Annotated in this window: 35 protein-coding genes; all 35 read right to left on the bottom strand. The window is 38.4% G+C overall.

Annotation, left to right across the window (positions count from 1 at the left end):
* Positions 1-13: 13 nt before the first annotated feature.
* Complete coding sequence (gene rpsK / locus NQ540_RS01840) at positions 14-400, bottom strand: 30S ribosomal protein S11 (RefSeq protein ID WP_005607440.1); 387 nt, start codon at positions 398-400, stop codon at positions 14-16.
* A 27-nt stretch (positions 401-427) separates the two neighbouring features.
* Positions 428-793: a 30S ribosomal protein S13 gene (gene rpsM, locus NQ540_RS01835; protein WP_005607442.1), complete on the bottom strand. Its 366-nt coding sequence runs from the start codon at positions 791-793 to the stop codon at positions 428-430.
* Between the two features lie 23 nt (positions 794-816).
* Positions 817-930 carry a 50S ribosomal protein L36 gene (gene rpmJ, locus NQ540_RS01830; protein ID WP_005607444.1) on the bottom strand — a complete coding sequence of 38 codons (114 nt, stop codon included), beginning with the start codon at positions 928-930 and terminating at the stop codon, positions 817-819.
* Between the two features lie 35 nt (positions 931-965).
* Complete coding sequence (gene infA / locus NQ540_RS01825) at positions 966-1,184, bottom strand: translation initiation factor IF-1 (RefSeq protein ID WP_005607446.1); 219 nt, start codon at positions 1,182-1,184, stop codon at positions 966-968.
* Positions 1,185-1,301: 117 nt separating this feature from the next.
* Positions 1,302-1,955: an adenylate kinase gene (locus NQ540_RS01820; protein ID WP_005607447.1), complete on the bottom strand. Its 654-nt coding sequence runs from the start codon at positions 1,953-1,955 to the stop codon at positions 1,302-1,304.
* Positions 1,956-2,022: 67 nt separating this feature from the next.
* Entirely contained in the window at positions 2,023-3,321 is a 1,299-nt protein-coding gene (gene secY / locus NQ540_RS01815; RefSeq protein ID WP_005607449.1) for a preprotein translocase subunit SecY, read from the bottom strand.
* Positions 3,321-3,761 carry a 50S ribosomal protein L15 gene (gene rplO, locus NQ540_RS01810; protein WP_039849224.1) on the bottom strand — a complete coding sequence of 147 codons (441 nt, stop codon included), beginning with the start codon at positions 3,759-3,761 and terminating at the stop codon, positions 3,321-3,323. Before rplO ends, secY begins: the two co-directional genes overlap by 1 nt.
* Positions 3,762-3,792: 31 nt before the next feature.
* Positions 3,793-3,972 carry a 50S ribosomal protein L30 gene (gene rpmD, locus NQ540_RS01805; RefSeq protein ID WP_005607451.1) on the bottom strand — a complete coding sequence of 60 codons (180 nt, stop codon included), beginning with the start codon at positions 3,970-3,972 and terminating at the stop codon, positions 3,793-3,795.
* A 13-nt stretch (positions 3,973-3,985) separates the two neighbouring features.
* Positions 3,986-4,486 (bottom strand): 30S ribosomal protein S5, encoded by a 501-nt coding sequence (gene rpsE / locus NQ540_RS01800; protein WP_005607452.1) that lies wholly within the window; start codon positions 4,484-4,486, stop codon positions 3,986-3,988.
* Positions 4,487-4,507: 21 nt separating this feature from the next.
* On the bottom strand, positions 4,508-4,864 hold the full coding sequence (rplR, locus tag NQ540_RS01795; protein WP_039849225.1) for a 50S ribosomal protein L18: 357 nt from the start codon (positions 4,862-4,864) through the stop codon (positions 4,508-4,510).
* A 66-nt stretch (positions 4,865-4,930) separates the two neighbouring features.
* Positions 4,931-5,467 carry a 50S ribosomal protein L6 gene (rplF, locus tag NQ540_RS01790; RefSeq protein WP_005607455.1) on the bottom strand — a complete coding sequence of 179 codons (537 nt, stop codon included), beginning with the start codon at positions 5,465-5,467 and terminating at the stop codon, positions 4,931-4,933.
* A 26-nt stretch (positions 5,468-5,493) separates the two neighbouring features.
* A complete protein-coding gene (gene rpsH, locus NQ540_RS01785) occupies positions 5,494-5,892 on the bottom strand; it encodes a 30S ribosomal protein S8 (RefSeq protein ID WP_005607457.1) in 399 nt (132 codons plus the stop codon).
* A 32-nt stretch (positions 5,893-5,924) separates the two neighbouring features.
* Positions 5,925-6,110: a type Z 30S ribosomal protein S14 gene (locus NQ540_RS01780; protein WP_005607459.1), complete on the bottom strand. Its 186-nt coding sequence runs from the start codon at positions 6,108-6,110 to the stop codon at positions 5,925-5,927.
* Positions 6,111-6,137: 27 nt separating this feature from the next.
* Entirely contained in the window at positions 6,138-6,677 is a 540-nt protein-coding gene (rplE, locus tag NQ540_RS01775) for a 50S ribosomal protein L5 (protein ID WP_005607461.1), read from the bottom strand.
* Between the two features lie 32 nt (positions 6,678-6,709).
* Positions 6,710-7,012: a 50S ribosomal protein L24 gene (gene rplX / locus NQ540_RS01770; RefSeq protein WP_005607463.1), complete on the bottom strand. Its 303-nt coding sequence runs from the start codon at positions 7,010-7,012 to the stop codon at positions 6,710-6,712.
* A gap of 30 nt (positions 7,013-7,042) precedes the next feature.
* Positions 7,043-7,411, bottom strand: coding sequence for a 50S ribosomal protein L14 (gene rplN / locus NQ540_RS01765; protein WP_005607465.1), 369 nt, complete (start codon positions 7,409-7,411; stop codon positions 7,043-7,045).
* Positions 7,412-7,448: 37 nt separating this feature from the next.
* Entirely contained in the window at positions 7,449-7,715 is a 267-nt protein-coding gene (gene rpsQ / locus NQ540_RS01760) for a 30S ribosomal protein S17 (protein ID WP_039849226.1), read from the bottom strand.
* Positions 7,716-7,739: 24 nt separating this feature from the next.
* Complete coding sequence (rpmC, locus tag NQ540_RS01755; protein WP_005607469.1) at positions 7,740-7,946, bottom strand: 50S ribosomal protein L29; 207 nt, start codon at positions 7,944-7,946, stop codon at positions 7,740-7,742.
* The gene (rplP, locus tag NQ540_RS01750; RefSeq protein ID WP_005607470.1) at positions 7,936-8,370 is read right to left on the bottom strand and encodes a 50S ribosomal protein L16; all 435 of its coding nucleotides are present in this window, start codon (positions 8,368-8,370) and stop codon (positions 7,936-7,938) included. The genes rpmC and rplP overlap by 11 nt, the downstream gene beginning before the upstream one ends.
* Before the next feature lie 2 nt (positions 8,371-8,372).
* Complete coding sequence (gene rpsC / locus NQ540_RS01745) at positions 8,373-9,035, bottom strand: 30S ribosomal protein S3 (RefSeq protein ID WP_005607471.1); 663 nt, start codon at positions 9,033-9,035, stop codon at positions 8,373-8,375.
* A 3-nt stretch (positions 9,036-9,038) separates the two neighbouring features.
* The gene (rplV, locus tag NQ540_RS01740; RefSeq protein WP_005607473.1) at positions 9,039-9,395 is read right to left on the bottom strand and encodes a 50S ribosomal protein L22; all 357 of its coding nucleotides are present in this window, start codon (positions 9,393-9,395) and stop codon (positions 9,039-9,041) included.
* 19 nt (positions 9,396-9,414) lie between these two features.
* Entirely contained in the window at positions 9,415-9,696 is a 282-nt protein-coding gene (gene rpsS, locus NQ540_RS01735) for a 30S ribosomal protein S19 (RefSeq protein WP_005607475.1), read from the bottom strand.
* A gap of 57 nt (positions 9,697-9,753) precedes the next feature.
* The gene (gene rplB, locus NQ540_RS01730) at positions 9,754-10,584 is read right to left on the bottom strand and encodes a 50S ribosomal protein L2 (RefSeq protein WP_039849227.1); all 831 of its coding nucleotides are present in this window, start codon (positions 10,582-10,584) and stop codon (positions 9,754-9,756) included.
* 43 nt (positions 10,585-10,627) lie between these two features.
* Positions 10,628-10,918 carry a 50S ribosomal protein L23 gene (gene rplW / locus NQ540_RS01725; RefSeq protein WP_005607479.1) on the bottom strand — a complete coding sequence of 97 codons (291 nt, stop codon included), beginning with the start codon at positions 10,916-10,918 and terminating at the stop codon, positions 10,628-10,630.
* A complete protein-coding gene (rplD, locus tag NQ540_RS01720; protein WP_005607481.1) occupies positions 10,918-11,541 on the bottom strand; it encodes a 50S ribosomal protein L4 in 624 nt (207 codons plus the stop codon). Before rplD ends, rplW begins: the two co-directional genes overlap by 1 nt.
* Positions 11,542-11,566: 25 nt before the next feature.
* Positions 11,567-12,199: a 50S ribosomal protein L3 gene (rplC, locus tag NQ540_RS01715; protein WP_005607483.1), complete on the bottom strand. Its 633-nt coding sequence runs from the start codon at positions 12,197-12,199 to the stop codon at positions 11,567-11,569.
* 25 nt (positions 12,200-12,224) lie between these two features.
* A complete protein-coding gene (gene rpsJ, locus NQ540_RS01710) occupies positions 12,225-12,533 on the bottom strand; it encodes a 30S ribosomal protein S10 (RefSeq protein WP_039849279.1) in 309 nt (102 codons plus the stop codon).
* A 422-nt stretch (positions 12,534-12,955) separates the two neighbouring features.
* Positions 12,956-14,143, bottom strand: a complete 1,188-nt coding sequence (gene tuf, locus NQ540_RS01705) for an elongation factor Tu (protein WP_005607487.1) — start codon at positions 14,141-14,143, stop codon at positions 12,956-12,958.
* 155 nt (positions 14,144-14,298) lie between these two features.
* Positions 14,299-16,386, bottom strand: coding sequence for an elongation factor G (fusA, locus tag NQ540_RS01700; RefSeq protein WP_005607488.1), 2,088 nt, complete (start codon positions 16,384-16,386; stop codon positions 14,299-14,301).
* 71 nt (positions 16,387-16,457) lie between these two features.
* Entirely contained in the window at positions 16,458-16,928 is a 471-nt protein-coding gene (gene rpsG / locus NQ540_RS01695; protein ID WP_005607491.1) for a 30S ribosomal protein S7, read from the bottom strand.
* 42 nt (positions 16,929-16,970) lie between these two features.
* Positions 16,971-17,384, bottom strand: a complete 414-nt coding sequence (gene rpsL, locus NQ540_RS01690) for a 30S ribosomal protein S12 (protein WP_005607493.1) — start codon at positions 17,382-17,384, stop codon at positions 16,971-16,973.
* Positions 17,385-17,700: 316 nt separating this feature from the next.
* Positions 17,701-17,934: a DUF2922 domain-containing protein gene (locus NQ540_RS01685; protein WP_005607495.1), complete on the bottom strand. Its 234-nt coding sequence runs from the start codon at positions 17,932-17,934 to the stop codon at positions 17,701-17,703.
* Positions 17,935-18,055: 121 nt separating this feature from the next.
* Positions 18,056-18,247, bottom strand: a complete 192-nt coding sequence (locus NQ540_RS01680) for a helix-turn-helix domain-containing protein (RefSeq protein WP_223429381.1) — start codon at positions 18,245-18,247, stop codon at positions 18,056-18,058.
* A 46-nt stretch (positions 18,248-18,293) separates the two neighbouring features.
* Positions 18,294-18,560, bottom strand: a complete 267-nt coding sequence (locus tag NQ540_RS01675; RefSeq protein ID WP_039849228.1) for a hypothetical protein — start codon at positions 18,558-18,560, stop codon at positions 18,294-18,296.
* 174 nt (positions 18,561-18,734) lie between these two features.
* Complete coding sequence (gene fba / locus NQ540_RS01670; protein ID WP_039849229.1) at positions 18,735-19,592, bottom strand: class II fructose-1,6-bisphosphate aldolase; 858 nt, start codon at positions 19,590-19,592, stop codon at positions 18,735-18,737.
* Positions 19,593-19,670 lie beyond the last annotated feature (78 nt).

The following is a 19,670-nucleotide window of genomic DNA, read 5'->3' as shown; positions in this document are numbered from 1 at the left end:
CAATAACAATCCATTACACACGACGGCGTTTTGGAGGACGACATCCATTATGAGGGATTGGTGTTACGTCACGAATTGCTGTCACTTCTAAACCTGTAGCTTGTAATGAACGAATAGCAGCTTCACGACCTGAACCAGGACCTTTAACAGAAACTTCTACAGTTTTCATTCCGTGCTCCATTGAACCTTTTGCAGCAGATTCAGCAGCCATTTGAGCAGCAAATGGTGTTGATTTTTTAGAACCTTTAAATCCTAAAGCACCTGCAGAAGACCATGAAACAGCATTACCATGAACGTCTGTAATCATAACAATTGTATTATTAAATGTTGAACGGATGTGTGCTACACCAGATTCAATATTCTTTTTCACGCGGCGTTTGCGTACAACTTTCTTTGCCATGAAGAATTAACCTCCTTCTTCTCTAAATTATTTTTTCTTACCTGCAATAGCCTTAGCTGGGCCTTTACGAGTACGAGCATTATTTTTTGTATTTTGTCCACGAACTGGTAAACCACGACGATGGCGAACTCCACGGTATGAACCGATTTCCATCAAACGTTTGATGTTCAAGTTCACTTCACGACGTAAGTCACCTTCAATTTTTAGTTTATCCACTTCAGCACGGATACGGTCTAACTCATCATTCGTTAATTCGCGAACACGAGTATCTTCATTAACATTAGCAGCAGCTAAAATTTGTTTTGAAGTAGTAATACCGATACCGTAAATATAGGTTAAAGAAATAACAACACGTTTTTCACGTGGAATATCCACACCTGCAATACGAGCCATACTAATGAGTACCTCCTTATATATTATCCTTGACGTTGTTTATGTTTGGGATTTTGACAAATCACCATAACTTTACCATTGCGTTTAATAACTTTACATTTTTCGCAAATTGGTTTTACTGATGCTCTAACTTTCATTTAAGTTCCCTCCTCTATTTCATTAACGGAGTCCATTATTTAAAGCGATACGTGATTCTTCCACGCGTTAAATCATACGGTGATAATTCAACCGTAACTTTATCGCCTGGTAAAATTTTAATGTAGTGCATCCGGATTTTTCCAGATACATGCGCTAAAACCTCATGACCATTTTCAAGTTCGACCTTGAACATCGCATTTGGTAATGTTTCATTAACAATACCTTCAATTTCAATTACGTCTTCCTTTGCCATGTCTTATCCTCCTTACTTGTAATAAGTTTTTACGGATTATTTGACGGACTTCTACCGTTATCTAACTTTCTAAGTATACCATTTCAGCTACAATAAATGCAAGATAACAGGCAGAGTCTAGCGAGGTTCACCCATAATTGATTGAATCGTTTGGAATAGATTGTCAATTCCACTTTCGCCATCTACATTACGTAATATGCCTTTTGCTTTATAGTAGTTTAAGATTGGTTTTGATTGTTCGATATTAATTTGAATTCGATTTTCCACTGTTTCAGGCTTATCGTCTTCACGTTGGTAAAAATCGTGAGACCCACAACGATCACATGTTCCTTCTACTTTAGGTGGATTATTTGTTTTGTGATATGTTGATCCACAGTTACGACAAATAATTCTTCCTGTTAGACGTTGCATTAAGATCTCAGGGTTCACTTCAATATTAATCACTGCATCAATTGAGCGATTTAAATCTTCCATGATTTTATCAAGTGCTTCCGCTTGAGCTTGAGTACGTGGGAAACCGTCCAATAAGAATCCTTTTTCTGTATCGGCTTGTTGTAAACGTTCCTTTACAATGCCGTTTGTTACTTCATCAGGTACTAATTCGCCTTTATCCATAAATGATTTAGCTTTAAGACCTAATTCAGTTTGTTGTTGCATAGCAGCACGGAACATATCTCCTGTTGAAATATGTGGAATTCCGTATGTAGCAACAATCTTTTCAGCTTGAGTGCCTTTACCTGCACCAGGTAAGCCCATTAAAATAATGTTCATAGTTGCCTCCTAGAATCATAACTGAGGAACTGACAAAACGCATTACTGCATCTTGTCAATTAATCTGTTATTCCTCAATAAATCCTTTATACTTACGTTTGATCGTACGACCTTCAATTTGACGGCTGATTTCTAAAGCAACCCCGACAACGATTAGAAGGTTTGTACCACCTAGCATCAATCCTCTTGGTAAGTTCCACAATGCTGCAGCCACCATAGGAAGAATTGAAATACCTCCTAAGTAAAGAGCACCTACTGTACTCAATCGTAGTAATGTACTTGAAACAAATGATTCAGTATCTTTACCTGGACGAACACTTAGGATGTAACCACCAGATTTTTGTAAGTTTTCTGCTACTTTCTCAGGGTTAACCTGAACGAAAGCATAGAAGAATGTAAATACAACAATTAACACTGTGTATAATGTTGCACCAGCAGGCTTAGTAAAATCAAAAATGTTAGTTGCAATTTGGTACCAGCCAGACTCACTATGATCATTAGCATAAAGACTTAAAATCGTTGATGGTAATGTCATGAATGAACTAGCAAAGATAACAGGAATTACCCCTGCAGAGTTGATTTTTAATGGTAACCAAGATGTTTCACTTGAACCTGTTGCACGTTTTGAGTAGGAAATTGGTAAGCGACGTTGTGCTTGTTCAATATAAACTACTAACATAACGACTAAAACAATCGCTACAATCAATGCAACCGTGAATCCTATTGCACGATATAATTCAGTGTCTGCACGACCTTGAATTTGTTTTACATAGAATTCATAAATATCATGCGGCATTCTTGCTACGATACCTGCGAAGATTAGAACAGAAACACCATTTCCAATCCCCTTAACGGTTATCATGTCCCCTAACCATGTAAGGAACATTGAACCAGCTGTTAACACAAGCGCAATCATTAAAAATGTTTTAATTCCTGGATTATTAATTAAGCCGTAATTTGACCAAACATTAAATCCGAATGAAATTGCATAAGCTTGGAAAAATCCAATAACAATTGTTAAATATCTCGTTGCTGTATTTAATTTACGACGACCTACTTCACCTTGTTTAGACCATTCAACGAATGTCGGTAAGAGATCCATTTGTAACAATTGAACAACAATCGAAGCAGTGATATATGGTGAAACCCCCATTGAGAATAATGAGAAGTTTGATAAAGCACCACCGCTAAATGTATTTAACAACCCGAAGATTCCTGTAGTTGCAAATGTTTGGATTGCTCCAGCATTTACACCAGGAACCGTTACTTGTGATCCAATACGAAAGATAATTAGAATCATCAATGTGAATAATAGACGATTTCTAATTTCCTTCATTTGAACAGCATTTTTTAGTAGAGTGAACATTAGATCACCTCTACAGTTCCACCTGCAGCTTCAATAGCTTCTTTTGCTGCTTGCGAGAATTTATTTGCTTTTACAGTTAACTTACGTTCAAGTTTACCATTAGCTAACACTTTGATACCGTCTTTTTCGTTTTTAACGATACCAGCCTCAACTAGTACAGCCGCAGTTACTTCTTGACCATCTTCAAAACGATTTAATGTTTCAAGATTTACAACTGCATATTCTTTACGATTAATATTTTGGAAACCACGTTTTGGAATACGACGGAATAATGGAGTTTGTCCACCTTCGAATCCTAATCTAACGCCACCGCCTGAACGAGCTTTTTGACCTTTGCTTCCGCGTCCAGCAGTTTTACCATTTCCTGAACCTTGACCTCTACCAACACGGTTACGTTCTTTACGAGAACCTTCAGCTGGTTGTAATTCATGAAGTTTCATGTTCTGGGCACCTCCTCTTATAAGTTTTAAATTAAACTTCCTCAACATCCACTAAATGTGAAACTGTGTTAACCATACCTTTAATTGCTACGTTAGCTGGTTTAACAACTGTTGAACGAATTTTTGTTAAGCCTAATGCTTTACAAGTATCGATTTGGTTTTGAGGACGTCCAATCAAGCTTTTCTTTAAAGTAATCTTTAATTCTGCCATTATAATGTCCTCCTTATCCTAAAAGTTCTTCAACTGATTTGCCACGTAAAGCAGCAACATCTTCAACACGTTTTAATTGTTTTAATCCTTCGATTGTAGCACGAACCATGTTAACTGGTGTGTTAGAACCTAAAGATTTTGAAGTTACGTCTGAAATACCTGCTAATTCAACAACGGCACGAACTGGTCCACCTGCAGCAATTCCTGAACCGGCTTGAGCTGGTTTTAACAATACGTTACCACCGCAGAAACGACCGATAACTTCGTGAGGAATTGTAGAACCACTAGTTGGAACTTCAATAAGGTTTTTCTTAGCATCTTCAATAGCTTTACGAATAGCTTCTGGTACTTCTTGAGCTTTACCAGTACCGAAACCAACATGTCCATTATGGTCACCGACAACTACTAAAGCAGCAAAACGTAAACGACGTCCACCTTTTACAACTTTTGTAACGCGGTTAATCGCAACAACACGATCTTCTAATTCTAAGTTTCTTGCATCAACATTAACCATGAATTGTGGATCCTCCTTTTCCTAGAATACTAGTCCATTTTCACGTGCTGCTTCAGCTAAAGCTTTTACACGTCCATGGTATAAGTATCCACCACGGTCAAAGACTACTTTCTTAATATTTTTTTCAAGTCCGCGTTCTGCGATTAATTTACCTACAGCAGAAGCTTCCTCAGTTTTTGTTCCGTTTTCTACATTAGTATCTAAAGTAGAGGCACTTGCTAGCGTCACACCCGCTACGTCATCAATTAATTGAGCGTAGATGTTTTTGTTAGAACGAAAAACGTTCAAGCGTGGGCACTCAGCAGTACCAGAAATTTTGCGACGAACACGTGCGTGACGAGTTTGACGCACTTTATTTTTGTCTGGTTTTGTAATCACAATTTTCACCTCTTATTATTTAATTATGCTGCATCAAGCGCAACAAAAGGTAAATAATCACTAAAATTATTTACCTGTTTTACCTTCTTTACGACGTACAAATTCATCAACGTAACGAATTCCTTTACCTTTATAAGGTTCTGGAGGACGTACGCCACGAATGTTAGCAGCTAATTCGCCAACTTTTTGTTTGTCATAACCTTTAACGATTACTTTTGTATTTGAAGGAACTTCGATTTCGATACCTTCTTCTGGAGTGAACTCCACTGGATGAGAATATCCAACGTTTAATACAAGGTTTTTACCTTGTAATTGAGCACGATACCCAACCCCGATTAATTCCAATTCTTTTTGGAATCCATCAGTAACACCAACTACCATGTTGTTGAATACTGCGCGAGTTGTTCCGTGGATTGTTTTGTTTTCTTTTGAATCATCTGGACGAGTGAATACTACTTCACCTTCGCGTTGTTCTAAAGAAATGTTTTGGTTGAATGTATAAGTTAATTCACCTTTAGGACCTTTTACAGTAACTGTATTGTCCTTTAAGTCTACTGTTACTCCTGCAGGAATAACGACTGGTTTATTTCCGATACGGCTCACTTGGCTGCACCTCCTTATTTACTAGATTACCAAACGTATGCTAGAACTTCTCCACCTACGTTTTTAGCTCTTGCTTCTTTATCTGTGATAACACCTTCTGATGTTGACACAATTGCAATTCCTAAACCATTTAATACTTTAGGAACTTCACCTGTTTTAGCATAAACACGTAAACCAGGTTTAGAAATACGTTTCAATCCTGTGATTACACGTTCGTTATTTTTTCCATATTTCAAGAACACTTTCATGATGCCTTGTTTACCATCTTCTTCAACTGAGAAATCTTTGATGAATCCTTCAGATTTTAAGATGTTTGCAATAGCAACTTTCATGTTTGATGACGGAACTTCTAGTGATTCGTGACGAACCATGTTCGCGTTACGAATACGAGTTAAGAAATCCGCGATTGGATCTGTCATAACCATTAATGAGTACCTCCTTTATCAAGTAGTAATGATTACCAACTTGCTTTCTTCATTCCTGGGATTTGCCCTTTATAGGCAAGCTCACGTAAACAAATACGGCAAAGTTTGAATTTACGATAAACTGAATGTGGTCGACCACAACGTTCACAACGAGTATATTCTTGAGTTGAATATTTTTTTGGACGTTTGTTCTTTGCGATCATTGATTTTTTAGCCAAACTACTCGCCTCCTGTGAGTTTAATTTTTATTTTTGGAAAGGCATTCCAAGTTGAGTTAATAATTCTTTTGCTTCTTCGTCTGTATTAGCTGTTGTTACGATAACAATATCCATACCACGAACTTTGTCTACGCGATCGTAGTCAATTTCTGGGAAGATTAATTGTTCTTTAACACCTAATGTATAGTTACCGCGTCCATCAAAAGATTTTTTAGAAATCCCACGGAAGTCACGTACACGAGGTAATGAAACTGTTACTAACTTGTCTAAGAAGTCATACATACGTTCACCACGTAGAGTAACTTTAGTTCCGATTGGCATACCTTCACGTAAACGGAAACCAGCGATTGATTTCTTCGCAGTTGTTACAACTGGTTTTTGACCAGAGATTAATGTTAACTCTTCAACTGCTTTTTCTAAGTTTTTAGCGTTAGATGTTGCATCACCAACACCCATATTAATAACGATTTTTTCTACTTTTGGTACTTCCATAATTGATTTGTAGTTAAATTTCTCAACTAATGAAGGTACTACTTCGTTTTTGTATTTTGCATTTAAGCGATTCATGCAGGATGGTCCTCCTTCCTCAAATTACTGAATTATGCTTTATTACGACCTTTAGGTACACGTACCTTTTCACCGTTTTCTACTTTAAAGCCTGTACGAGATGCTTTACCTGTAGTTGGGTCTACGAACATTACGTTTGAAACATGAATTGGAGCTTCCACTTCAACGATTCCCCCTGTTTGGTTCGCTTGAGATGGTTTTTGATGTTTCTTAACAATGTTAACACCTTCAACGATTACACGGTCTTTCTTAGGAAAACTTTTTAAGATTTTTCCTTCTTTACCTTTGTCTTTACCTGAGATTACTTTTACGATATCACCAGTTTTAACGTGCATGTGTTACACCTCCTTCGATTTTGATGAGAATTATAATACTTCTGGAGCTAATGAAACGATCTTCATGTAGTTGTTATCACGTAATTCACGTGCAACTGGTCCAAAGATACGTGTTCCACGAGGGCTCTTGTCATCACGAATGATTACACATGCATTTTCGTCGAACTTAATGTATGAACCGTCTTTACGACGTGCACCTGATTTAGTACGAACGATTACAGCTTTAACGACATCCCCTTTTTTAACAACTCCACCTGGTGTTGCTTGTTTAACGGATGCAACGATTACGTCACCGATATTAGCTGTTTTGCGGCCAGATCCGCCTAGAACTCTAATTGTTAACACTTCACGAGCGCCTGAGTTGTCAGCCACTTTTAGTCGAGTTTCTGTTTGAATCACTATTGGTTCCTCCTTTCAAATGTATACACAATTGAAATTAAATAATTACTGCTTCTTCAACAATTTCAACTAAGCGGAAACGTTTTGTTTTTGACAATGGACGAGTTTCCATAATCTTAACAATGTCCCCAACTTTTGCTGAGTTATTTTCATCATGAGCTACAAATTTTTTCGTATATTTAACACGTTTACCGTAAGTTGAGTGACGTTTGTAAGTTTCGATTGCAACTACTAACGTTTTGTCCATCTTATCTGAAACAACGCGTCCTTGATATACTTTACGTTGGTTACGTTCTACAGTCATGTTCATTGCCTCCTTTGCTGATGATTATTTTTGCAATTCTTCTTGACGCAATGCAGTCTTGATACGCGCAATTTGTTTACGTACTTCACGAATGCGTGCTGTACCTTCTAATTGCCCAGTAGCAAGTTGGAATCGTAAGTTGAATAGTTCTTGTTTTAATTCATTTTCTTTTTCAACAAGTTCAGCAGTGGATAACCCTTTAAGTTCTTTCTTAAGTTCATTAACCTTCATTCGATTCACCACCATTTTCTTCGCGTTTCACAAATTTTGTTTTAACTGGCAATTTGTGTGATGCCAAACGTAAAGCTTCGCGTGCTACTTCTTCTGATACGCCAGCGATTTCGAACATCACTTTACCGCGTTTAACTGGTGCTACCCAACCTTCAGGTGCCCCTTTACCAGAACCCATACGAACCCCGATAGCTTTAGCTGTGTATGATTTGTGAGGGAAAATTTTGATCCATACTTTCCCACCACGTTTCATGTAACGTGTCATAGCGATACGTGCTGCTTCGATTTGACGGTTTGTAATCCAGTGAGATTCTGTTGCTTGTAAACCGTATGTACCGAATACTACTTCTTTACCACCTTTAGCTTCCCCGCGCATTTTTCCACGGAACTCACGACGGTGTTTTACACGTTTTGGTACTAACATGTTTATTTCCCTCCTTTCTCAGAGTTTTTGTTCTTTCTTGTTGGTAATACTTCATCACGGTAAATCCAAGTTTTAACACCTAATTTTCCGTATGTTGTATCTGCTTCTTCCCATGCGTAGTCAATGTCCGCACGTAATGTATGCAATGGAACAGTTCCTTCTGAATAGCTTTCAGAACGAGCGATATCAGCACCGTTTAAACGACCTGAAACCATAGTTTTGATTCCTTTAGCACCAGCGCGCATTGTACGTTGGATTGCTTGTTTTTGTGCACGACGGAAAGCGATACGACGTTCTAAGTCGCGAGCGATTCCTTCAGCAACTAATTTAGCGTCTAAATCAGGTTTTTTGATTTCAACAATGTTGATGTGAACTCGTTTACCTGTTAGTTTGTTTAAGTTTGTACGTAATTTATCTACTTCAGATCCACCTTTACCAATTACCATACCTGGTTTAGCTGTGTGGATTGAAACATTAACACGATTAGCAGCACGTTCAATTTCAATAGTTGAAACGCTAGCTTCGTTTAATTGTTTACGGATATAATCACGGATTTTTAAATCTTCATGCAAGAATTCTGCGAAATCTTTTTCTGCGTACCATTTTGAATCCCAGTCACGGATGATTCCGACACGCATTCCTAATGGATGAATTTTTTGACCCACTGATTATCCCTCCTTCTTCTCTGATACCACTACAGTGATGTGGCTTGTGCGTTTTAAGATTTGTGAAGCTGAACCTTTAGCACGTGGACGGAAACGTTTCATTGTTGGTCCTTCGTTCACGTAAGCTTCACTTACATATAAGTTTTCAACATCTAAGTCGAAATTGTGTTCAGCGTTAGCAATTGCAGACATTAAAACTTTTTCTACGATTGGTGATGCAGAACGTGGTGTGAATTTCAAGATTGAAATTGCGTCACCGATTTTTTTACCTCTAATTAGATCGACAACAAGGCGAGCTTTACGAGGTGCAATACGAACTGTTTTAGCAACTGCTTTAGCAGATGTGATTTGTTCTGACATTTTTCAAGTCCTCCCCTCGTTATTTGCGTTTAGATTTCTTATCGTCATTCACGTGACCACGGTATGTTCTTGTAGGTGCAAATTCACCTAATTTATGTCCTACCATGTCTTCTTGAATATAAACTGGAACATGTTTTCTGCCGTCATATACAGCAATTGTTTGTCCAACAAAGTTTGGGAAAATTGTTGAACGGCGTGACCAAGTTTTGATCACAACTTTTTTGTCGCTACCTTGAGCAGCTTCAACCTTTTTCATCAAATGTTCATCGACGAAAGGTCCTTTTTTCAAACTACGACCCATTACGGAAATCCTCCTTCCAAGAATTTAATAGAATCAGATTTGTTATCTAGTTATTAATTATTTTTTACGACCACGAACAATAAGCTTGTTAGAACGAGCTTTCTTGCTACGAGTTTTGTATCCAAGAGCTGGTTTGCCCCATGGAGATACAGGTGTTGGACGTCCGATAGGAGCGCGACCTTCACCACCACCGTGTGGGTGATCGTTAGGGTTCATTACAGAACCACGAACTGTTGGGCGTTTACGTTTCCAACGAGAACGTCCTGCTTTACCGAAGTTAATTAATTCGTGTTGTTCGTTACCAACTGTACCAACTGTAGCACGGCAAGTTGAAAGAATCATACGAACTTCACCTGAGTTCAAACGAACTAAAGTGTATTTACCTTCTTGACCAAGTACTTGAGCACTTGTACCAGCTGAACGAACTAATTGTCCGCCTTTACCTGGTTTTGTTTCAATGTTGTGGATCACAGTACCAACTGGAATGTTTGCTAATGGTAAAGCATTACCTACTTTAATATCAGCATGTTCTCCTGATTCGATACGTTGTCCTACTTGTAAACCTTTTGGAGCAATGATATATGCTTTAACACCATCTACATAGTGAATTAATGCAATGTTTGCTGTACGGTTTGGATCGTACTCGATTGAGTGAACGACACCTTCAACGTTATCTTTGTTACGTTTGAAGTCGATCACACGGTAAGCACGTTTGTGTCCGCCACCTTGGTGACGTACAGTGATTTTACCTTGGCTGTTACGACCAGCGTTGTTTTTTGATGATTCCAACAAAGTTTTTTCTGGTGTTGACTTTGTGATTTCGCTGAAGTCATAACCTGTCATATTACGACGGCCGTTTGAGGTTGGATTATATTTTTTAATCGCCACGTCTATTTCCTCCTATTATAATAGTAGTTTTTCATTCTGAAGATTAAGCTTCTTCAGCGAATAATTGAATATCTTTTGAATCTTTTGTAAGCTTCACAATTGCTTTACGACGTTTGTTAGTGTAACCACCGTAGCGGCCAACACGTTTGAATTTAGCGCGTACGTTTAAGATGTTAACTTTTTCAACTTTAACACCAAAAATTTCTTCTACGGCTTGACGTACTTGAATTTTGTTAGCACGTACATCAACTTCAAAAGTGTATTTCTTTTCGTCAGTAGCAAGCATTGAAGCTTCAGTAATGATAGGGCGTTTGATTACGTCACGTGCATCCATTATTGAAGTCCCTCCTCTACTTTAGAAAGAGCTGCTTTTGTGAATAATAGTTTGTCGTTGTTTACAACGTCTAATACAGTAACATCTGTTTCGTCAACGATTGTTACGTTTGGAATGTTACGAGCTGATAATAATGCGAAATCGTTTGAAGATTCTACAACTACTAACACTTTTGTATCTACGTTTAAGTTAGACAATACTTGTGCAAACTCTTTAGTTTTTGGTGCGTCAAATTGTAATGCTTCCACTACAACAAGCTTGTTATCCAATACTTTTTGTGATAATACTGATTTAATCGCTAAGCGACGTACTTTTTTAGGTAATTTGTAACTATATGAACGAGGTGTTGGTCCGAATACAATACCTCCGCCACGCCATTGTGGTGAACGGATTGATCCTTGACGAGCACGACCAGTTCCTTTTTGGCGCCATGGTTTACGGCCGCCTCCGCTTACTGCACTACGGTTTTTAACAGCGTGTGTTCCTTGACGTAATGAAGCGCGTTGCATGATTACTGCGTCGAATACTACATTTTCATTTGGTTCAATTCCGAAGATATCTGAGTTTAATTCGATTTCTCCGTTTGTTGTTCCATCTTGTTTAAATAATGTAACTTTTGTCATTCTCTCGTTCCTCCTTCCCTATTTATTATTTAGATTTAATTGCTGTTTTAATTTCTACTAATGATTTCTTAGATCCAGGTACGTTACCTTTGATTAAGATTACATTGCGTTCTGCATCGACTTTCACTACTTCTAAGTTTTGAATAGTGATACGGTCGCCACCCATTTGTCCAGGTAATGCTTTACCTTTGAAAACGCGTGATGGGAATGATGCTCCACCCATTGAACCAGGACGACGGTGGTAACGAGAACCGTGAGCCATTGGTCCGCGAGATTGTCCATGACGTTTGATAGCACCTTGGAAACCTTTCCCTTTAGATGTACCTGTTACGTCAACGATGTCTCCTGCTTTGAATACATCAACTGTAATTTCTTGTCCTACTTCGTACTCGCTAAGCTCGACATTGTTGAATTCACGAATGAAGCGCTTAGGAGTAGCATTTGCTTTTGCTACATGACCTTTAGCAGGGCGATTTGATAAAACTTCACGTAAGTCGTCGAAACCTAATTGAACAGCTTCGTAACCGTCGTTTTCGATTGTTTTTAATTGAAGAACAACGTTTGGAGTTACTTCAACTACTGTTACAGGAATAAGTTCACCTGCTTCTGTAAAGTATTGAGTCATCCCTACTTTTTTGCCTAAGATTCCTTTGGTCATGGTTACACCTCCATTTTTCTATTTATTATAATTTGATTTCGATGTCAACACCGCTTGGTAAGTCAAGCTTCATTAAGGCATCAACAGTTTTTGGCGTTGGATTAACGATGTCGATCAAACGCTTGTGTGTACGCATTTCAAATTGTTCGCGAGAATCTTTATATTTGTGAGTCGCACGAATAACTGTGTAAAGCGATCTTTCTGTTGGCAATGGAATTGGACCAGCTACGCTAGCACCAGTTCTTTTTGCTGTTTCTACGATTTTTTCCGCTGATTGATCAAGCGCACGATGTTCGTAAGCTTTCAAACGGATACGGATTTTTTGTTTTGCCATTGTCTTTCCTCCTTCGTCTAATGTTGTCATAAGACTAGCTCCACGCGAATTTCCGACTTAACCCTTTCGTGGCAAAGCGTCCGGGCGTGTCGCAACCTCTCGTTTCATAGCTCCCCTTCCTAATTTAAGAGGGGGGTATGCTGCTTCAAAATTTACATTCCTCTGCGGCACTTTTAATAGTATACAAGATTCTCTTTTTGATTGCAAGTGAAAACCGTTGATTTAACAACATTTATTTATGCACACGCGCCCGTGTGTTTCATTTTGGTTTAAAACCTTTACAAATGTTGTTAAATCAACGTTTTTAACTGTTTAGCCTTATTTTTGATTTCCGCTTCCAATTGTCTGACATTTTATTTTAAAAAAATTTAATAAAAAAAGACTATCCAAAAAGGATAGTCTTGAAAATTTAATTTAAAAAATTATTTTTCGATAGCAGCTACTGAACCAGCACCTACAGTACGTCCACCTTCACGGATAGAGAACTTAGTACCAGCTTCAATCGCTACTGGGTGAATTAATTCAACTTCCATAGTTACGTTATCACCAGGCATTACCATTTCAACGCCTTCTGGTAACACACAAACACCAGTGATGTCTGTTGTACGGAAGTAGAATTGAGGACGGTAGTTAGAGAAGAATGGAGTATGACGTCCACCTTCTTCTTTAGTTAATACGTAAACTTCAGCTTTGAATTTAGTATGTGGAGTGATTGTTCCTGGTTTAGCAAGAACTTGTCCACGTTCGATGTTGTCACGTGTAACACCACGTAATAATGTACCAATGTTATCCCCTGCTTCAGCGTAGTCTAACAATTTACGGAACATTTCAACACCAGTTACAGTTGTTTTTGAAGTTTCTTCTGAAATACCAACGATTTCAACTTCGTCACCAACACGAACTTGTCCACGTTCAACACGACCTGTAGCAACAGTACCACGACCTGTGATTGAGAACACGTCTTCAACTGGCATCATGAATGGTTTGTCAACGTCACGTTCTGGAGTTGGAATGTATTCGTCAACAGCAGCCATTAATTCTAAGATTTTTTCTTCGTATGAAGCGTCGCCTTCTAAAGCGCGTAAAGCAGAACCTGCAACAACTGGAGTGTCATCGCCTGGGAAATCGTATTCTGATAATAAGTCACGAACTTCCATTTCTACTAATTCTAATAATTCTTCATCGTCAACCATGTCAACTTTGTTTAAGAATACAACGATGTAAGGAACACCTACTTGACGTGATAATAAGATGTGTTCACGTGTTTGAGGCATTGGACCATCAGCTGCAGATACTACTAAGATAGCACCATCCATTTGAGCAGCACCAGTGATCATGTTTTTAACGTAGTCCGCGTGTCCTGGGCAGTCAACGTGAGCATAGTGACGAGTGTCTGTTTCGTACTCAACGTGAGAAGTGTTGATTGTGATACCACGTTCGCGTTCTTCTGGAGCTTTATCGATTGAACCGTAATCTTGAGCTTGCGCGAAACCTTTCTTAGCTAAAACAGTTGTGATAGCAGCAGTTAATGTTGTTTTACCGTGGTCAACGTGGCCGATTGTACCAATGTTAACGTGTGGTTTTGAACGGTCAAATTTTTCTTTTGCCATTTAAATGATTCCTCCTATTAATTGAGTTTTGTTAGATTCTATAACAGTATCTACCGATTGTAATTATACCAAAGAACTCTCTTAAAAATCAACTGGTTATGACTGACATAACCAGTCGATAGCGTTCATTTGGTAGTTATCAAATGGGGAGGAGATTATTCTCCGTTACCGCCATTTTTCTTGATGATTTCTTCTGCAATGCTCTTAGGAACATCTTCATAGTGGTCAAATGTCATACTGAAAGTACCACGACCTTGTGTTGCAGAACGTAATGTAGTTGCGTAACCGAACATTTCTGATAAAGGAATCATACCTTTAACGATTTGTGCGTTACCACGAACTTCAGAACCTTCAACACGTCCACGACGAGCGTTAACGTGCCCCATTACATCTCCGAAGTATTCTTCAGGAACTGTAATTTCAACAGCCATCATAGGTTCTAAGATAGCAGGTTGAGCTTTCTTAGCAGCAGCTTTCAATGCCATAGAAGCGGCAACTTTGAAGGCTGTTTCAGATGAATCGACATCATGGTAGCTTCCATCATAAAGTTTAGCTTTGATGTCCACTAATGGATAACCAGCTAATACACCGTTTTCCATAGCGTCTTTCAATCCAGCTTCAACTGCAGGGATGTATTCACGAGGAACTACCCCACCGACAATAGCATTTTCGAATTCGAATCCAGCACCTTCTTCGTTAGGAGTAAATTCAATCCATACGTGACCGTATTGACCTTTACCACCTGATTGACGAACGAATTTACCTTCAGCTTGTGTAGAAGCACGGAATGTTTCACGGTAAGATACTTGAGGAGCACCTACGTTAGCCTCTACTTTGAACTCACGACGCATACGGTCAACGATGATATCCAAGTGTAACTCACCCATACCAGCGATAACTGTTTCACCAGTTTCTTGGTTAGTGTAAGCGCGGAATGTTGGATCTTCTTCTGCAAGTTTTTGTAAAGCAATACCCATTTTATCTTGGTCAGCTTTTGATTTAGGTTCAATAGCAACCTCGATAACTGGATCAGGGAATTCCATTGATTCTAAGATAACTTCAGCTTTTTCATCACATAATGTGTCCCCTGTAGTTGTATCTTTAAGACCAACTGCAGCAGCGATGTCTCCTGAGAATACTTCTGGAATTTCTTGACGAGAGTTCGCGTGCATTTGTAGGATACGTCCTACACGTTCACGTTTACCTTTCGTTGAGTTTTTAACGTATGAACCTGATTGTAAAGTACCAGAGTACACACGGAAGAATGTTAAACGACCTACAAATGGGTCAGTCATAACTTTGAAGGCCAATGCTGAGAATGGTTCTTCATCAGATGAATGACGTTCTACTTCTTGGTCTGTGTTAGGGTCTACCCCTTTAATTGAAGGAACATCTAATGGAGATGGTAAGTAGTCAACTACTGCATCTAACATTAATTGTACCCCTTTGTTTTTGAAGGCAGAACCACATAATACTGGGTAGAATTCTACCGCACATGTAGCTTTACGGATAGCTGCTTTTAATTCAGCTTCTGTAATTTCATCACCTTCTAAATAGCGTTCCATTAATTCTTCATCAGTTTCAGCAACTGCTTCCACTAATTTTTCACGCCATTCTTCAGCTAAGTCTTGTAAATCTTCAGGGATATCTGTTTCTTGGATATCTGTACCTAAGTCATTAGTATAGATTTCAGCTTTCATTTTAATTAAGTCAATGATACCAGTGAAGTTGTCTTCAGCTCCGATTGGTAATTGAATTGGGTGTGCATTTGCTTGTAAACGTTCGTGGATTGTACGTACTGAGTATAAGAAGTCAGCACCGATTTTATCCATTTTGTTTGCAAATACGATACGTGGAACTCCGTATGTTGTAGCTTGACGCCATACAGTTTCTGTTTGAGGTTCTACCCCAGATTGAGCATCAAGTACAGCTACCGCACCATCTAATACACGTAGAGAACGTTCTACTTCAACTGTGAAGTCCACGTGCCCTGGAGTGTCGATGATGTTGATACGGTGGCCTTTCCATTGTGCTGTTGTAGCAGCAGATGTAATAGTGATACCACGTTCTTGTTCTTGTTCCATCCAGTCCATTTGTGAAGCTCCTTCGTGAGTTTCACCAATTTTGTGGATTTTACCAGTGTAATAAAGTACACGCTCAGTCGTTGTAGTTTTACCTGCATCGATGTGGGCCATGATACCGATATTACGAGTATTTTCAAGAGAGAATTCTCTTTTTGCCATCTTCGTTCTACACCTCTTTCTATATTTCTAACAATAAGTGAGACCAAAAAGGTTTAAAAACCTTTTTTATCTTACCAACGATAGTGAGCAAACGCTTTGTTCGCTTCAGCCATTTTATGTGTATCTTCACGTTTCTTAACAGAAGCACCAGTGTTGTTCGCAGCATCCATAATTTCTTTAGCTAAACGAACTTCCATTGTGTCTTCACCACGTAGACGTGAGTAGTTTACTAACCAACGTAAACCTAATGTAGTACGACGGTCTGGACGAACTTCCACAGGAACTTGGTAGTTAGAACCCCCTACACGACGAGCTTTAACTTCAAGAACAGGCATAATGTTTTTCATAGCTTGTTCGAAAACTTCCATTGGATCGTTTCCAGTTTTTTCTTTAACGATATCAAATGCGTTATATAAGATTGTTGCAGCTTTACCACGTTTTCCATCTACCATTAAACGGTTGATTAAACGAGTAACTAGTTTTGAATTATAAATTGGATCAGGTAATACATCACGTTTTGCGACAGGACCTTTACGAGGCATTTATAATCCTCCTTTCATTTAATGAGTGTTTTATTTTAAAAATTATTTTTTAGGACGTTTTGTACCGTATTTAGAACGACCTTGCATACGGTTGTTAACTCCTGCAGTGTCTAAAGCACCACGAATGATATGGTAACGTACCCCTGGTAAGTCTTTTACACGTCCACCGCGGATTAATACAACGCTGTGTTCTTGTAAGTTGTGACCAATACCTGGAATGTACGCAGTTACTTCGATTAAGTTAGATAAACGTACACGGGCATATTTACGTAACGCTGAGTTAGGTTTTTTAGGTGTCATAGTACCTACACGAGTACATACACCACGTTTTTGTGGAGAGTTTGTATTCGTTTGTGATTTTTTGAAACTGTTATAGCCTTTACCTAACGCTGGAGAAGCTGATTTCTCAACTGCTGATTTACGAGGTTTACGGACTAATTGGTTAATAGTTGGCATTAAGCTCTTCCTCCTTCCCTAACGGGTTCTTCTTGGTCCACACTTCCGGGCGGACCATTTTTTGTTAAAAATTAAAAGACATCGCTGTCTCATAAAATGGCCTTCTTACCAGTCAGCACGACTGATTTGATTACTTATCAGGAATCAGGTATAAAAGCACCTCTAATAGAATAGCATTTCTCCTTCAACACGTCAAGAATTTTCTTAATAGAAATACTGCCTTTTTATTTGGCGCAATGTATATAGAAGAAACGCACTCCACAAATAAATATCCACCGGCTTAGCCGGTGGATATTTATTCGATTATTTATTGTTGTTAAAGAAAGACATCCACTCTCCGCGTCTTATAATAAGCATCTCTTCGGCCTTCATACAATTGTACTCCGTCTTTTTCAAAAAGTTTAGCTCCTATAATACTCTCCATTGCTATATTAGCTGAATCCTTCTTCAATTTATCCTTAGGACGTGAAATAATCAGGTTCTTTGTTTTTCTGTCACTCCCTTTGAATCGTAAATGCAGTTTCTTCTCAACAAATGTATGATGTGTCATAATTTTTCCTCCTCATTTCTATTCATAATCTAATAAGTCTTACACTTATAAAAACAAATTTAGGAGTTAAATTGCTATGCTCTAAGAGATTTTCTCTGTGAACAATTGTAATTTTGTAATGCTACTTAGGCAGTTTTTTCTTTTTTACTTTCACTTCTACATCATATCCACATCGATAAGCTAAATCCAACAGAGTAAGAATAGTTGGATTATGGTCTCCGCTCTGCAATCTCGAAAGATTTGATGCTTTAAGGTCGACTTCTTTTGCAAAATCTTCTAAGGAAAGTCCTGTCACTGTTTGTAGCTTAGTCATTTGTAATGCAACTCGCTGCTTCATTATTTCCTTTTCTAAATCATACTCAAACGTCGGATATTCTGATGAAAGCTTGCAAAGTTTTGAAGTTAGGTACGTCCCCATCGTCCATCTCCTCCTTAACATTTTTCGAAAGATTTATTAACAATCCCTGTTTTCCTTTATACCATCGTCCCCATTTTTGAATCATTTCTTCTGTTAATCCGTCTTCTTGCAGTATTTTTAATATGGCTGCATACTTTACTTTTTCTTCGTATGAATACTCATCTAGCTGATCTACCATATCTTTTTCGATTTTAAACTTGCGCTTCATCTCTCCCACCTCCACACCTTAAAATTATCATATATGATAATTATCACATATGATAATTTTGCTTTTTTATAGTATTATTTTGCTCAAATAAATATCCACCGGCTTAGCCAGTGGATATTTATTGGTCTAATTAAAAAGAGACAGGCGAAATCGCCTGCCTCCAAATAGTGTTGATTAAGCTTTTCCTGTTGAACCGAAGATGTCCATTGTTTCTTTTGTAATCTTAACGATTGCATCGAAACCAGGTTTGATGATTTTACGTGGGTCATAAACACCAGCATCTGCATTTAATTTAGCACGAACTGCTGCTGTCCATTGTTGTTGTAATTCAGTGTTAACGTTGATTTTAGCATGTCCACGTTCGATTGCTTTTTTAATTTGGTATTCTGGAATACCTGATCCACCGTGTAATACTAATGGAGCACCTGTAGCTTCTGAGATAGCTAACATTTCATCGAAACCTAATACTGGTTCACCTGAGTAAGTTCCGTGAACTGAACCTAAAGCTGCTGCTAAAGCATCGATGTGAGCTTCTTTAACCATACGTACACATTCGTTTAAGTCAGCGTAGTTGATTCCTCCAGTTACGCCATCTTCAGTACCACCTACAGTACCTACTTCAGCTTCAACTGAAGCTCCTTTTGGATGTGCATACGCTACAACTTCTTGAGTTAATGCGATGTTTTCATCGATTGGGAAGTGAGAGTGGTCAAACATTACTGAGCTGAATCCAGCGTCGATGTATTGTTTACATACTTCTACTGAAGAACCGTGGTCTAAGTGTAATGCTACTGGAACAGTGATGTCCATTGAATCTAATAACGCATTTACCATAGCTGAAACAACTTTTGGTCCACCCATGTATTTACCAGCACCTTCAGATACACCTAAGATAATTGGTGAGTTAGCTTCTTGCGCTGCAGTTAAAACGGCTTGTGTCCATTCTAAGTTGTTGATGTTGAATTGACCAACAGCGTATTTGCCTTCTTTTGCTTTTTGTAACATTTCAGTCATGCTTACTAAACGACTCATGTTTTAGTTCCTCCTTGATGCTTACAGCATTTATTTTTAACGGTTTTATTATAGCGTATTTCCTTTTATTTTTCCACC

It is taken from the genome of Granulicatella adiacens ATCC 49175, assembly GCF_025150565.1.
GTDB classification, from domain to species: Bacteria; Bacillota; Bacilli; order Lactobacillales; family Aerococcaceae; genus Granulicatella; species Granulicatella adiacens.
Note: the sequence above shows the minus strand (reverse complement) of the source record. Positions and strands in the feature narration are given on the sequence as shown.

Excerpts from the sequence above, each read along its gene's own strand:
- rplW (WP_005607479.1), bottom strand. The coding sequence starts at position 10,918 with ATGGATGCACGTGACGTAATCAAACGCCCTATCATTACTGAAGCTTCA.
- rpsM (WP_005607442.1), bottom strand. The coding sequence starts at position 793 with ATGGCTCGTATTGCAGGTGTGGATATTCCACGTGAAAAACGTGTTGTT.
- rpsQ (WP_039849226.1), bottom strand. The coding sequence starts at position 7,715 with ATGACTGTAGAACGTAACCAACGTAAAGTATATCAAGGACGCGTTGTT.
- rpmJ (WP_005607444.1), bottom strand. The coding sequence starts at position 930 with ATGAAAGTTAGAGCATCAGTAAAACCAATTTGCGAAAAATGTAAAGTT.
- rpsJ (WP_039849279.1), bottom strand. The coding sequence starts at position 12,533 with ATGGCAAAACAAAAAATCCGTATCCGTTTGAAAGCTTACGAACATCGT.
- NQ540_RS01680 (WP_223429381.1), bottom strand. The coding sequence starts at position 18,247 with ATGACTAAGCTACAAACAGTGACAGGACTTTCCTTAGAAGATTTTGCA.
- rpsK (WP_005607440.1), bottom strand. The coding sequence starts at position 400 with ATGGCAAAGAAAGTTGTACGCAAACGCCGCGTGAAAAAGAATATTGAA.
- NQ540_RS01685 (WP_005607495.1), bottom strand. The coding sequence starts at position 17,934 with ATGACACATCATACATTTGTTGAGAAGAAACTGCATTTACGATTCAAA.
- rpmC (WP_005607469.1), bottom strand. The coding sequence starts at position 7,946 with ATGAAGGTTAATGAACTTAAGAAAGAACTTAAAGGGTTATCCACTGCT.
- rpmD (WP_005607451.1), bottom strand. The coding sequence starts at position 3,972 with ATGGCAGAATTAAAGATTACTTTAAAGAAAAGCTTGATTGGACGTCCT.
- secY (WP_005607449.1), bottom strand. The coding sequence starts at position 3,321 with ATGTTCACTCTACTAAAAAATGCTGTTCAAATGAAGGAAATTAGAAAT.
- rplE (WP_005607461.1), bottom strand. The coding sequence starts at position 6,677 with ATGAATCGCTTAAATGCAAAATACAAAAACGAAGTAGTACCTTCATTA.
- fusA (WP_005607488.1), bottom strand. The coding sequence starts at position 16,386 with ATGGCAAAAAGAGAATTCTCTCTTGAAAATACTCGTAATATCGGTATC.
- fba (WP_039849229.1), bottom strand. The coding sequence starts at position 19,592 with ATGAGTCGTTTAGTAAGCATGACTGAAATGTTACAAAAAGCAAAAGAA.
- rpsS (WP_005607475.1), bottom strand. The coding sequence starts at position 9,696 with ATGGGTCGTAGTTTGAAAAAAGGACCTTTCGTCGATGAACATTTGATG.
- rplC (WP_005607483.1), bottom strand. The coding sequence starts at position 12,199 with ATGACCAAAGGAATCTTAGGCAAAAAAGTAGGGATGACTCAATACTTT.
- NQ540_RS01675 (WP_039849228.1), bottom strand. The coding sequence starts at position 18,560 with ATGAAGCGCAAGTTTAAAATCGAAAAAGATATGGTAGATCAGCTAGAT.
- rplO (WP_039849224.1), bottom strand. The coding sequence starts at position 3,761 with ATGAAACTTCATGAATTACAACCAGCTGAAGGTTCTCGTAAAGAACGT.
- rplP (WP_005607470.1), bottom strand. The coding sequence starts at position 8,370 with ATGTTAGTACCAAAACGTGTAAAACACCGTCGTGAGTTCCGTGGAAAA.
- rpsH (WP_005607457.1), bottom strand. The coding sequence starts at position 5,892 with ATGGTTATGACAGATCCAATCGCGGATTTCTTAACTCGTATTCGTAAC.
- rplD (WP_005607481.1), bottom strand. The coding sequence starts at position 11,541 with ATGACAAAAGTTACATTATTTAAACAAGATGGAACAACAAACGGAGAA.
- rplX (WP_005607463.1), bottom strand. The coding sequence starts at position 7,012 with ATGCACGTTAAAACTGGTGATATCGTAAAAGTAATCTCAGGTAAAGAC.
- tuf (WP_005607487.1), bottom strand. The coding sequence starts at position 14,143 with ATGGCAAAAGAAAAATTTGACCGTTCAAAACCACACGTTAACATTGGT.
- rpsL (WP_005607493.1), bottom strand. The coding sequence starts at position 17,384 with ATGCCAACTATTAACCAATTAGTCCGTAAACCTCGTAAATCAGCAGTT.
- rpsE (WP_005607452.1), bottom strand. The coding sequence starts at position 4,486 with ATGGTTAATGTTGATGCAAGAAACTTAGAATTAGAAGATCGTGTTGTT.
- rplV (WP_005607473.1), bottom strand. The coding sequence starts at position 9,395 with ATGTCAGAACAAATCACATCTGCTAAAGCAGTTGCTAAAACAGTTCGT.
- infA (WP_005607446.1), bottom strand. The coding sequence starts at position 1,184 with ATGGCAAAGGAAGACGTAATTGAAATTGAAGGTATTGTTAATGAAACA.
- rpsG (WP_005607491.1), bottom strand. The coding sequence starts at position 16,928 with ATGCCTCGTAAAGGTCCTGTCGCAAAACGTGATGTATTACCTGATCCA.
- NQ540_RS01820 (WP_005607447.1), bottom strand. The coding sequence starts at position 1,955 with ATGAACATTATTTTAATGGGCTTACCTGGTGCAGGTAAAGGCACTCAA.